The sequence below is a fragment of the Anabaena sp. CCY 0017 genome (assembly GCF_963920885.1).
GTDB lineage: Bacteria > Cyanobacteriota > Cyanobacteriia > Cyanobacteriales > Nostocaceae > Nodularia.
In genome coordinates this window covers 31732-44779 of sequence record NZ_CAWUDG010000001.1, presented here as the reverse complement: position 1 = coordinate 44779, position 13048 = coordinate 31732, and the positions used below count along the sequence as shown (strand labels likewise).

Here is a 13048-nt window from a genome sequence, read left to right as displayed (position 1 = left end):
TTATGCCCATAGAGGTTTTGTTAGTAGAAGACAATCCCGGCGATGCTGAACTAACCAGAATCGCCCTCGAAGATAGCAAAATCTCAGTTAACCTGAATGTGGTGGAAGATGGTGTAGAAGCAATGGCATTCTTGCAAAAACAGGGAAACTATGCTAATGCACCTCATCCAGATATTGTCCTGCTTGATTTAAATTTACCCAGAAAAGACGGGCGGGAAGTACTAGCAGAAATCAAAGCTGATCAAAAACTCAGGCGGATTCCTGTCGTTGTTTTGACCACTTCTCAATCGGAAGAAGATATTCTCAAAGCTTATAACCTATCGGCTAATTGCTTTATCACTAAGCCGGTTGACTTTGACCAATTCGTTAAAATTGTACAGTCCATAGAAAATTTCTGGTTTGCAATTGTCAAACTGCCACCGGAGTGAAATAATCAATGGCAGGAAATTCTATTAAAGTCTTATTAATCGAAGATAACCCTGGTGATGTCTTTTTACTACAAGAGTTATTACAGGAAGTAACTACAGTTGAAGTAGAGTTGCAACCAGCCGAGCAACTGTTTGAAGCACTAGAATGTATAGCTAGAGACAGCTTTGATGTCATATTGTTAGACCTTTCATTACCTGATAGCCAGGGACTAGACACATTTATCCGTACTGCTCATCATGCCAAAGCCACTCCAATTATTGTATTGACGGGTTTAGATGACGAAACCTTGGCACTACGAGCAATGCAGTCAGGCGCACAGGATTATTTAGTCAAGGGTCAAGTGACTGGCGATTTGCTGGTACGTTCTATGCGTTATGCTATTGAGCGTCAACGTTCGGAAAATGCCCTGCGCCAGAGTGAAGAACGCTTTCGGGTGGCTTTAAAAAATTCCCCAATTTTTGTTTTCAACCAAGACATCAATTTATCTTACACCTGGGTTTATAACCCCATATCTGGATGGACGAGTCAAGATATGTTGGGTAAACATGACTGTGATTTGATTCCAGAGAAAGATGCCCAACGTTTGACGGCGATTAAGCATAGTGTGCTGACTAACGGCATCGGGATACGAGAGGAAGTATCTATTACTACCCCCCTGGGGACTAGATATTACGATTTGACAGTTGAACCATTGCGGAATGAGTCGCAAGAAATTGTCGGCGTAACTTGTGCTGGTATTGATATCAGCGAACGTAAACTTACGTTCGCCAAAATTCGTGAACAAGCGGCTTTACTAGATATCACCACTGATGCAATTTGTGTGTGTAATTTAGAAAATCAGATTCTGTTTTGGAACAAAGGTGCAGAAAATCTCTATGGTTGGCAAGTTCAAGAAGCTGTCGGCAGAAATTTTGGTGAGCTTTTAGATAATGAAGCCGCGCAGGAAAACCATGAGGCTTTAGTCAATGTCATGACTAAAGGTAAGTGGCAAGGCGAGTTAACTCAAATCACTAAAACTGGTAAAGAACTTCTGGTAGCTAGTCGTTGGAGTTTGGTAAGCGACGCACAGGGAATGCCTAAATCAATTCTAATTGTTGATACAGATATTACTGAGAAGAAGCGTTTAGAATCACAATTATTTCGCACCCAACGTCTGGAAAGTATCGGTACACTAGCTAGTGGTATTGCTCACGATCTGAATAACATTTTAACCCCGATTTTGGCAGGAGCGCAATTGCTACCGATGAAATTCCCCGATGCAGATGAAAGGACTATGCGGTTGTTGGAAATTTTGGAAATCAACGCCAAACGGGGAGCAGATTTAGTGAAGCAGGTGCTATCCTTTGCTAGAGGTGTAGAAGGAAAGCGGATTACTTTGCAAATTAGGCATTTGATTGTGGAAATTGCCAAAATTCTCAAAGAAACATTCCCCAGAACCATCGAAATTCATACTGATATTCCTAACGACTTGTGGCTGGTTTCTGGAGATAGTACCCAACTGCATCAGGTAGTGATGAATCTTTGTGTCAATGCCCGCGATGCTATGCCTAATCGGGGTACTTTAAGTATATCTGCTGAGAATATTGTGGTTGATGAAAATTATGCGCGGATGAATTTGGAAGCCGAAGCCGGATTATATGTGGTAATTACGGTTACTGATACTGGAGTTGGTATACCCCAGGAAACTTTAGATAGAATTTTCGAGCCATTTTTTACTACTAAACCAGTGGGACAAGGTACAGGTTTAGGACTTTCTACTGTGATTGGAATTGTTAAAAGTCACGGTGGTTTTATCAATGTTTACAGTGAGGTAGAACACGGTACTAGCTTTAAGGTGTACTTACCTGCTGTGGGGGGAACGGAAACACCCGCTCTTGAAGATGTCGCAATACCTACAGGACATGGGGAATTAATTCTGATTGTAGATGATGAACCTTCGATTCAGGATGTCACCAGAAATTCGCTCGAAAGTCACCAATACCAGACTTTAATTGCTAGTGACGGTATTGAGGCGATCGCGCTATACGCTAAATACACAGATAAAATTAGCGCCGTGCTGATGGATATGATGATGCCTGCATTGGATGGAGTCACCGCTATCCGGACTTTGCAAAAAATTAACCCCCAGGTGAAAATTATTGCTACTAGTGGTTTGATGTCCAAAACTAAATTAGGAGAAGTGATGGACACTGGTACACAGACATTTTTACCGAAACCTTATACTGTCAATGAATTGTTACTATCTTTAGATAAAATACTTAAGTAGCTATTTCACAGCGCTCGCACCAACCCCTAACAATCACTTCATAGCTTTCACCACGCATACCAGGGCGAAGACTCTTCATATCTACACACTGGAAAGTTTCCCAGGCAATATCTTCAATTGCACCACATCGGCGGCAGCAAAAGTGATGATGAGGTTCAACATTTGCATCATAGCGACAAACCCCTTCTTCGAGTAAAACTTCCTGCACAAGACCAACTTCTCTCAGGGCTTGCAGAGAACTGTAAATAGTCGCCTGAGACGACACTGGAAAATCTTTATTCAGATCCGCCAGGATGGTTTCAACTGTGGGGTGATCAGACCGAGATAACAAATTTGCATAAACTGCGAACCTCTGAGGAGTCACCCTCAAACCCTTAGATTTTAAGGTTTGAATAATTGTGTGTGCCTCTTGCTGCATATCTGCTGCTATATTTTGCGTGTTAACGATTTCCCCATTATAATCTCCCCCAGTAATAAATTAGTATTATATGTGAACAAAATAAACAATTAAGTATTTATAACTATTGAGTTTTTCGTAAATCAGAATTATTCTGATATAAGTGAGCATAACGCAATCACAAACGAAAACTAAACTGACCACAAGATTAATATGGCTGTTATCGAAAAAGTTCCCAACGTTGTATTCAAAACCCGTGTGCGCGACGAGTCCATTGGTGGCGCTAACCCCTTCCGTTGGGAAGACCGCACCACTCAAGATATTTTCGCTGGTAAGCGTGTAGTAGTTTTTTCACTACCTGGAGCTTTTACCCCCACTTGTTCCACCTCCCACCTTCCCCGCTACGAAGAACTCTACGACCAATTCAAAGCCTTGGGAGTTGATGATGTAGTTTGTGTATCTGTGAATGATGCCTTTGTGATGTTCCAATGGGGCAAACAACAAGGTGCTACAAATGTTAAGCTCCTCCCCGATGGTAATGGTGAATTTACCCGCAAGATGGGGATGTTAGTTGAGAAATCTAACCTGGGCTTTGGTCTGCGCTCTTGGCGTTATTCAATGGTCGTGAATGACGGCAAAATTGAAAAGATTTTCATTGAAGCTGGTTACGAAGATAATTGTCCTACCGATCCATTTGAAGTTTCTGATGCAGACACCATGCTAAGTTACCTAAAACAAGCTAAAACTCCTGCTGCTGTGTAATATTTTAAGGGACTGAGCATTGATCGTTGGATATGGGGGATGATGAAAACTCATCCCCAGTCCCCATTGGCCAGTCCCCATACTGAAAATTGAAAACTTGAGGGACACAACACATGAGTTACGATTTCGACTTATTTGTAATTGGTGCAGGATCTGGTGGGATTGCAACCGCTAGAAGGGCTGCGGAATATGGAGCTAAAGTAGGGCTGGCTGAGTTTGACCGACTTGGCGGAACCTGCGTAAATCGTGGCTGTGTCCCTAAAAAGTTAATGGTCTATGCTTCCCATTTTCCTGACTTGTTGGAAGATTCCCAAGGATATGGTTGGAGTGCAGTCAAGAGTAGTCTAGATTGGGAAAAAATGATTACGGCGGTCAATAACGAAGTGATTCGCCTGAATGGCATTTATCAGGGGATGCTGGATAAGTCCAAAGTTGAACTATTTGAGGGATATGGTAAATTTATTGATACCCATACAATTCAAATAGGCGATCGCCAAGTCACCGCAGATAAGATTTTAATCGCTGTAGGTGGGTATCCTGTCAAGCCAGAAATCCCCGGAATTGAATATGCTATTACCTCTGATGATATCTTCCACCTCAAAGAACAACCCCAGCGCCTAGTAATTTTGGGGGGAGGTTATATTGGTTCAGAATTTGCCTGTATCCTCAACGGATTGGGAAGCGAAGTCACTCAAGTAATTCGCAATGACAAAATTTTGCGTGGTTTCGATGAAGACTTGCAAACTGAAATTCAGCAAGCAATGGGTAACCACGGTATCAATATTCTCAATAATAGCGAAATCACTGCCATTGAGAAGACTGACTCAGGCTTAAAGGTGACTGTTCGCAAGAATGATGATTCTGAGGAGACGGTAATTGTTGATGCTGTTAGTTTAGCAGCTACAGGACGCAAACCCAATACACAAAAATTGGGCTTGGAAAATACTAAAGTTCAGCTAGACAAGAATGGAGCAGTTATTGTTGATAAATACAGTCAAACCAGTGAAGAAAATATCTATGCACTGGGAGATTGTACAGATAATATTAATTTAACTCCTGTGGCGATTAATGAAGGTAGAGCCTTAGCGGATACTGTATTTGGTAACAAGTCTCGCACAATGAGTTACGAAAATATCCCGACAGCTATCTTCACTACACCAGAAGCTGCAACAGTTGGTATGACTGAAGCTGAAGCCAGAGAAAAATATGGTGATGCAGTGAAAGTTTATCGCAGTCGTTTTCGACCGATGTATTATACCTTAGCTGGTAAAGATGAAAAAACCATGATGAAATTAGTGGTTGATCAAAATACCGATAAGGTTGTGGGGGCGCACATGGTAGGAACCAGCGCTGCTGAGATTATACAAGGGGTGGCGATCGCAGTTAAAATGGGTGCTACTAAAGCTAACTTTGATGCCACAGTAGGTATTCATCCTAGTTCTGCTGAAGAATTTGTAACTATGCGATAATCAATCAACCTGAAAATGCCCTGGATTTACTAAAATCTTAGGGCATTTTTGGCAAATATTTCAATTTACTGCTGTTTTTGCAACCAAACAGCCAAATCGGATGTTTCCGAAAAGTCAAACAGCGCATCGCTTAAATCATCTAGCTGGTTAATCGATAGTGCTTGAAGCTGTTGCTGTAATTCATCAGAAATTGTGCCAAATTGCCGTGACAGTAGACGGGTTAAGGTTTGTAGCTTTCCTTTCTTGGCACCTTTCTCTAGTATTTCTTGATAAATTGGTGACTCTTGCATTAGTTCCTCCCGGAAATACTGGTGAATTAGTTGTTTATCGAACTTCAACGCAGCCAGCATTTCTACGCAAGCTGTGATGTTTTGCTGTTGTTCTCGTTCTTCGATTTTATCTATTTCTACAGCAACTTGTTCTAGCAAACCTGCTGGTGCATCTGTTTTAGCTAAAACTGCTAATGGTAGCAGTGCGGGATTAGCCAGAAGTGGCTTTGGATCTTGTTCCCACAAACGGATAATTCTATATTCATGTCTTGTCTTCCCAACTGCAAGCTCATTTATATAAACAGCAGGGGAATTTGTTTCTTTGAAAAAAATGACTACTTGTTCAATGGGACATTCGTATTTTCGATATATTCTCAACCAGTAATCTAACATCCTCACAGGAAGAGATGGTTTTGATTTGGGAACAGTTTGGAACTCCAAATGAAGGATGCTACCTAATTCTGGTAGTTGGAATAAAGCATCAGAACGAATTGGTTCTACACTTAATTCTGTAGGTAAAACCTGAATATTTGTTTCAGCAGAGTTAAGCAACCATTTTACAAAAGGTGATGGATACTCAGATGTTAAAAATCGGCAGATGCTGTCGTATGCCAAGGGTATTTATTTAAAATGTATAAAACCACTTTTAGTACAAAAATAGTACAAAAAATTTTATGTTTGTATCACAACTCATACTTGATTCACAAACTAAACTCTGCTGCATCCTCATCTGCATCTTTACCCATAGCAGTGGGCTGAAATTTAGAACCATGAATGAGTTCACTAAAAACCATGTCTGGATTTTGATGCAGGATATTTAACAAACTAATAAAATCCCGCACAATTTCCCCTGGGGTGAGTAACGCTTCTGCACCCAAACGCGTGACAATTTCTTGTACAAATTCCTTTAACTCAGGATTTTTCAAAACTTGTTCATAACCGAAATTGAGTGCATGAATCTCAGTTAAGCGTTGCAAAAGTGTGAGAATTTCCCCTTCACTCAACGGGTTAAGCCGAATCACTGGCCCTGAATTTTCCTGAACCCCTGACTGTGTAGCAAAACGACTTTCTTTGGTGCGTCTGCGCCAAGCTTGGTCTGCAAAAAGTCCTCGATTCGGGTCTTCTAAAAATCTGGTTGTCCCACCAATAAAAATGCCCAAATGTTCGGCTTTGCATTGCATGGTGTCATTAAACATCGTCAGCAGTCTGTTATAGTTCCGTTCACGGGTGACTGTAGTTGAGATTTGGTATAAATTTACAGCTTCATCAACTAAAACTAACAGTCCTTTATAACCAATTTCTGCCACAAATTTAGCAAATAGTTTGATGTAGTCATACCAACTATCATCATCAATAATTACCCTGACTCCTAACGCCGCTTTCGCCTCAGTTTTAGTATTAAATTCTCCCCGCAACCAACGCATAGCCGCATTTTTTAAATCATCATCATCTAAGCGATAGCCACGCCAATAAGCAATAATTACACTCCCAAAATCAAAACCATGTACTAAATCTTCAATATACTGTACTACTTCTCTGATTTTGGCTTCAACTTTGTCATCAAAACCTTCGTCATTAGGACGCAAGTTTGTTTCTTTGACAACTTCTTGTTGAATTTTATTAATCCAACCTTCCAAAATTGAAACTAAAGCACCACCATCAGGACGAGTTTTTGTCGCCAAGTGGCTCATTAATTCGCGATAAGTTGCTAAACCTTCATTGTGGGTTCCTGCTAATCGACGTGAGGAAGATAAATCAGCATCAGCTACCACAAAACCTTGCTCCATAGCCCGGTTGCGAATTAGTTGGATGATAAAGCTTTTACCTGAACCATAATTACCAATGATAAACCGAAATGCTGATACACCTTCTGCGATGTCATCGAGATTTTTAAATAGGCTTTGAAGTTCTCTTTCTCGCCCCACTGCGATATGCTCAACTCCTGTTCTCGGTACTACTCCTGCACCCAGAGAGTTTATTAAAGCCGTGGAAGTTTTTTTGGAGATTTTGAGCTTAACCATGTAGTTTACTTCACTGAATTGTTAACGCAGAGGTAGAGAATATACATTTAATAGATATCTGGTGGGAATTAAATATGCGGTTTCTATCACCCTTGTAGAGACGTTACATGGAAGGTCTCTACATTCTTCTTTACCATTTGTCTAATATAAATTTCGCATTAATACTAATAACGAAATATATTTTTGTAGGTTGGGTTGTTCGCGCCAGCATTGCGGAGCAATGGAATGAAACACAACAAATAGGAAATGTTGGGTTTCACTTTGTACCCCTACGGGGAAGCAAGCTACAACCCAACCTTCTTTAATTTGATGAGGCTTGTCTCGCTATGAGGCTTTCATACATAGCCAGCATTTTTCTCACGTTTACTATATGTTCTTGATCCACTTGAGGAATTTCCAAGCTAGTTTCAATGATTAATTCTCCAATGGTATCATTAGCGTGTTCATTTATAGAATCAATTAATAGATTTGGCATAGTAATATGGGCTTCGGCAATTTGTTTAATAATTACCTGGGGCTTATCTTGTTCTACTATGGCTTTTAACACCTGAATTTCTGGATTTGGGAGAACTCCTAATAAATTATTCCATTCTTCAGATAAAGTTTCAAATTTATCTATTGAATCGAATGAATCAATTAATTCAGCAAAGGGAAATACATCATTTGCATCTTCATTTAAATTATCCGGTGATATTTCTTGATTTAATATTTCTGTTTGTTGGAGTAATTCCCACACTTGGCTTTGTAACAAGTCTCGTTCTGATTGCAATAACGAAACTTGTGCTTCCATTTGCTGTAATTCTGAATGCTTTTGTGTGATTTTAGTTTCTAAATAGTTAAGATTTTCTGCTAAATTTTCCCTTTCAGTTTTTGTAGATACTAACAATTCTTTTTGCTGGTTAGTCTCAGCTTCTAGTTCTTGGACTTCAATTCGCAGTTCATACATTTTTGACTCTAGTTGAGGTTTGAGTCTACCTAGCAAACTGACGCTACTCTCAAGTTCTTGTTTTTCTTGCTGGAGTTCGCTAATTTGATTTTGCAATTGCAGCATTTCAGCGCGAGATGTATTACAATTCAACTCTAGGCGACGTTTTTCTGTTGTGAGTTGAGAAAAAGCATTATGTAGTTCTGCTTGCTTTTGTTCAAGAGTTGCTATTTCAGTAGTTAGGTTAATACTTTCGCTTTCTAACTGCTTTTTTTGTCCTGCAAATATTCCTAAATCTCTATGTAAAATATTTCTCTGATTACGACAATCTAATATTTGTTTTTCCAGCTTGTTAGACTCTGTATATAATAAGCTACGATGCTCTTCTATTTGGTTAATTTCTTTGACAATCCGCAGTTTAAGTCCTTCCATTTCTTTGATTCGTTTGCGGTGCGAACTTAAAATTAGCATTTCGTAGTTACTGCGCCGCTTATCTATAAATAAAGCTGCTGTATAAGTAGCAAGTATAGTTATTACACCTGTAATCAAGGCTTGATTAAAATTCCAGTTGGGGACGAGACTAATGCCAAAACTCACACTAAAGGCAACTATGCCTAGTATATATCGATTGCTGATCATTGCTGATTGCATATAGGTTTTTTTTAGCGTATTTGAGTTGTCAGAATAGGTAGTTGTTAATGCCATTACAATTCATGACTGTTTGAAGTTTTTAATTTTAAGTATTTGTACAATTTATGGGAAGATGGAAAAAATCATTAGTGAATTAATTTTATAACTAGTAACGCTAGACAAAACTTAAAACTTTAAAAGCTTTTATCACAGGTTTATCATTGATATTCAATGGTTTTTTTTGTAATATCTGATTGTAGTAGATTGGGTTGAGATAATGCTAAATCTGCTTTTATAAAATCAATAAACTGCCTGGCTGTACGTCCAGAACGACCATTATGGCGAGTAGCCCATTGTAATGCTTGATATTCTAAATCTTCTGGACTAATATTAATTTTGGCTTGGGCTGCTAGATGTTGGACAATTGTTACATAAATTTTTTGATCGGCTGGTTCAAAGGTGAGAGTGAGACCAAAGCGATCGCTAAATGATAGCTTTTCCTGCATTGTATCCCAAGCATGGATTTCATTGTTATCTTTAGGCGTTGGTCTATCTGCGAAATATTCACGAATTAAGTGGCGGCGATTGGAAGTAGCATAGACAACGACATTTTGGGGGCGCGCCGTTAAATTCCCTTCTAAAACTACCTTAAGTGCTTTAAAAGCATCATCATCTTCTTCAAAGGAAAGGTCATCGACAAAAATAATAAATTTTTGTGGTACTCCTCGCAAATGTTCGACAATTTTTGGTAAATCCTGTAAATCAGATTTGGCGACTTCCAGCAAGCGAAGATTTTGCTGGCCATACTCATTTAATAAAGCTTTTACCAAAGAAGATTTTCCCGATCCTCGACTACCGTAAAGTAGTACGTGCAGTGCTACCTCTCCTGATAATAAAAATTCTGTATTTTTGATTAAAGTTTCTTGTTGAGACTCGTAACCCACGAGAGTCTTGAGCGTGATGGGATCAGGATGCCTAATGCCAACAAACTTACTTTCTTGCCAACGCAAAGCGTGATATTCTGCAAATAGGCCTGTACCGAACTGGCGATAATATGCTGCTAACTCTTCTACACCATCAGCCCAATTATCTAACTTTTGTAGGAACACAATTAATTTTGTCTCTATGCTGATATTTGGTTCTTTATACCAGACAACAGGCGAAATTGGTAAATGGGCGACAGTTTGTACCCACTCGCTTAAAGAAGCGCCGCTACATTCATAAAGATTCTGCAACGCCTGTAAATCATGCTCAACTGCTGCTACTAAAGCACGAGGTAAATCCTCAAAATCTTGCTGTTGAGCAAGCCTACTAAAAGGATTCTCAGAGGTCAGAATTTGAGTAATTAGGTAGTCCTCCCAATTTTGATATTTAGCAGTTAAGGCATAAAAATAACTGCCATAGGCTTTGAGGCAACTCCGTGCATCGGCATCAGTGTAGCGTATAGCTTGCAACAGGTCAAGGAATGCGATCCCCGCTTCGCTTTGCAGGACAGATTGGTAGAGTAAAAGTGATGCTGCTTGACATTGAAGGAATTGCACCTGGCTATGGCTATAGGATGAATTAGTTACTTTTGGCATCGCTGGATTATCCATCAATTAACAGGCTAGTTTAGCTAAACGTTTCTGGTGAATTGTCTGCCGATCCTTGACAGTAAAATCAAAATCTACAGAGGTGTTAACAATGAATTCAAGTATAATTGCTGCACTTACTTATGGCGTTTTAGCTATCATTGGCGGCATCATTGGCTACATTAAGGCTAATAGTCAAGTTTCGTTGTTCAGTGGTGTAATTAGTGGATTATTACTGATTTTAGCTGCTTACTTGCAAATCCAAGGTCAAGCCTGGGCTTTGATTTTAGCAGTTTTGGTGACTGTAATATTAGTAATTTTCTTTGCCTTGAGATTAGCTAAAACACGCAAGTTTATGCCTGCGGGATTGATGGTAATTTTGGGTGTGTTGGCATTGACATTAATGGTAAATCAATTGGTTATCGCTAGGTAATAATTATCCTCAGCCAATTTTTACGTAGATATTTCTCCCACGTTCCAATATTTTTTACAATACATTTATACTATAAAAAGTTGATTTTGTCACAATACGAAAAATTAGACTAGCGATCGCTTCAGTAATTGTAAGTAATTTTACTGTTATTTTACCGTGAAATTTTTAGGATTAGATGTATTGTTCCAGCAATTAAGCTCGTATAGTTTATTAATATTTGGCAAAAGAATAATTACCGACGGCCAAAAACATCCGGTTTTTTTGAGTTGGTGTTGATAAATAAAAATAAGGCTGTATATAATTTCGCAGTGTTGAGGTTCTCAGTGATACTCGTATATTGATTGAGGCTCCTAAGTTAGTAGGCGTAGATAAGTGAGAAATAAATGCTGAGATACGACAATATCCATCTTCAGATAGTTGTTGATTTATTGTTTATCGGCAGACAAACTTAAAGAATATTTATAGGGTTGAGCAACGTAATTTAAAGTAAATATTCAAGTTATCTTGCCATTATGGCAGGTTTTAATTTGACAGATGAGATATTAATATATTGGAGCAATTTTTGTGGTCTAGCGAAACTGCTAAAGCTAAATTTATTTCAATTAATGCTAATTTAATCAATAATCTTCCGAAGTAGGACATAGTATATGTTATTATCAATGTCTTCTCACAATGTTATCCAGTATCTGCAAGAAATAGGTCTGTGTTGCTCAGAGGATGGAGCATTAAACAAATATGAGTTGCTCAAAAGTAGCCCGCAGAATTTAAATTTACTGGTGACTCTAGCAGGTAATCAAAAATTGCTGGTGAAACAAAAACGCCAAATTGAAAATAATGGAAATTCCCATGATTTCTTTAATGAATTTTTATTTCAGCAATTGCTGCAACAGTTTCCAGTTCTAGGAAATATTTCAGCGTTTGCACCATTAATATTAAATTTTGACGAGGAGAACTCCATCCTTGTCCGTAATTATTTAAGTGAATATTCAGAACTAAATGAATTTTACCGCCACAAAGATATTTTCCCGTCATCGATTGCTACCGCCATTGGTACGACATTAGCAGAATTACATCGTGCTACCTTCCAACACCGAGAATATCGTAATTTTATGGCGACTGCACCTGAAGGACAGTTTCGCTATAGCTTTTATAATCCGGCGCAAGGGGTAGACTCAATTAGCCCAGAAATATTTGGTACAGTCCCTACCGAGGCCTTAAAATTCTACCTTCTCTATCAACGTTATGAGAGTTTAGAATCAGCGATCGCTGATTTGGCTTATGAATGGCAACCTTGCTGCTTAACTCACAACGATCTGGACTTAAATAATATCTTAATTCATTCTCGTTGGGATCAGCTAGACAATTGCCTAATTAAATTGATTGATTGGGAAGCCTGCGGTTGGGGAGATCCAGCCTTTGATTTAGGTACTCTCATCGCCAGCTATTTAGGAATTTGGCTTTCTAGTTTGGTGGTAGACCCTACCATTGAGTTAGAAGAATCACTACATTTAGCTATGACACCATTAGAGGTACTACAACCTTCATTACTGGCATTAATTCAGGCTTATCTGAAGGAATTTCCGATGATTTTGGAATACCAGAGTGATTTTATTATCCGAGTCGTCAAGTTTACAGGACTGGCGCTGATTAATCAAATCCAAGATACGATTAAGTGTCGTAAATATTTTGGCAATACTGACATTTGTATGCTTCAGATTGCTAAAAATTTTCTCACCATCCCTGAACAATCTATATTAAGTATTTTTGGAGTTTCTGAGGCAAAAATTCATCAATTTCCTCAATGGCAAAAAGAGCAAGAATTAGTTCCTCTTTATTATGAGAAAACTCGCCTACGTGGTTGTTAATTAGGGCAAGT

11 protein-coding genes are annotated in these 13048 nt (G+C 38.9%); 6 read left to right on the top strand and 5 right to left on the bottom strand.

Annotated elements, in window-relative coordinates:
* The first annotated feature begins 2 nt into the window (after positions 1-2).
* Positions 3-428 carry a response regulator gene (locus ACM0OW_RS00175; protein ID WP_414548414.1) on the top strand — a complete coding sequence of 142 codons (426 nt, stop codon included), beginning with the start codon at positions 3-5 and terminating at the stop codon, positions 426-428.
* An 8-nt stretch (positions 429-436) separates the two neighbouring features.
* Positions 437-2695, top strand: coding sequence for a response regulator (locus ACM0OW_RS00170; RefSeq protein WP_414548026.1), 2259 nt, complete (start codon positions 437-439; stop codon positions 2693-2695).
* On the opposite strand, the gene ACM0OW_RS00165 is transcribed toward ACM0OW_RS00170, so the two are convergent.
* On the bottom strand, positions 2688-3113 hold the full coding sequence (locus tag ACM0OW_RS00165; protein ID WP_414548025.1) for a Fur family transcriptional regulator: 426 nt from the start codon (positions 3111-3113) through the stop codon (positions 2688-2690). The genes ACM0OW_RS00170 and ACM0OW_RS00165 overlap by 8 nt on opposite strands.
* 192 nt (positions 3114-3305) lie before the next feature.
* Between ACM0OW_RS00165 and ACM0OW_RS00160 the strand changes: the two genes are divergently transcribed.
* Together ACM0OW_RS00160 and gor are read left to right on the top strand one after the other, a co-directional pair.
* Positions 3306-3854, top strand: a complete 549-nt coding sequence (locus ACM0OW_RS00160) for a peroxiredoxin (RefSeq protein ID WP_414548024.1) — start codon at positions 3306-3308, stop codon at positions 3852-3854.
* 113 nt (positions 3855-3967) lie between these two features.
* Complete coding sequence (gene gor, locus ACM0OW_RS00155; protein WP_414548023.1) at positions 3968-5323, top strand: glutathione-disulfide reductase; 1356 nt, start codon at positions 3968-3970, stop codon at positions 5321-5323.
* A 65-nt stretch (positions 5324-5388) separates the two neighbouring features.
* On the opposite strand, the gene ACM0OW_RS00150 is transcribed toward gor, so the two are convergent.
* The 4 genes from ACM0OW_RS00150 to ACM0OW_RS00135 form a co-directional block, all read right to left on the bottom strand.
* Positions 5389-6207, bottom strand: coding sequence for an Rpn family recombination-promoting nuclease/putative transposase (locus ACM0OW_RS00150; protein WP_414548022.1), 819 nt, complete (start codon positions 6205-6207; stop codon positions 5389-5391).
* Between the two features lie 86 nt (positions 6208-6293).
* The gene (locus ACM0OW_RS00145; RefSeq protein WP_414548021.1) at positions 6294-7613 is read right to left on the bottom strand and encodes an ATP-binding protein; all 1320 of its coding nucleotides are present in this window, start codon (positions 7611-7613) and stop codon (positions 6294-6296) included.
* A gap of 301 nt (positions 7614-7914) precedes the next feature.
* Positions 7915-9189, bottom strand: a complete 1275-nt coding sequence (locus ACM0OW_RS00140; protein WP_414548020.1) for a tellurite resistance TerB C-terminal domain-containing protein — start codon at positions 9187-9189, stop codon at positions 7915-7917.
* A 197-nt stretch (positions 9190-9386) separates the two neighbouring features.
* Positions 9387-10763 (bottom strand): ATP-binding protein, encoded by a 1377-nt coding sequence (locus ACM0OW_RS00135; protein ID WP_414548019.1) that lies wholly within the window; start codon positions 10761-10763, stop codon positions 9387-9389.
* 88 nt (positions 10764-10851) lie between these two features.
* On the opposite strand from ACM0OW_RS00135, the gene ACM0OW_RS00130 reads away from it, so the two are divergent.
* Both ACM0OW_RS00130 and ACM0OW_RS00125 read left to right on the top strand, forming a co-directional pair.
* Positions 10852-11172, top strand: a complete 321-nt coding sequence (locus ACM0OW_RS00130; protein ID WP_414548018.1) for a TMEM14 family protein — start codon at positions 10852-10854, stop codon at positions 11170-11172.
* 647 nt (positions 11173-11819) lie between these two features.
* Positions 11820-13037 carry a phosphotransferase family protein gene (locus ACM0OW_RS00125; RefSeq protein ID WP_414548017.1) on the top strand — a complete coding sequence of 406 codons (1218 nt, stop codon included), beginning with the start codon at positions 11820-11822 and terminating at the stop codon, positions 13035-13037.
* The last annotated feature ends 11 nt before the right edge of the window (positions 13038-13048 follow it).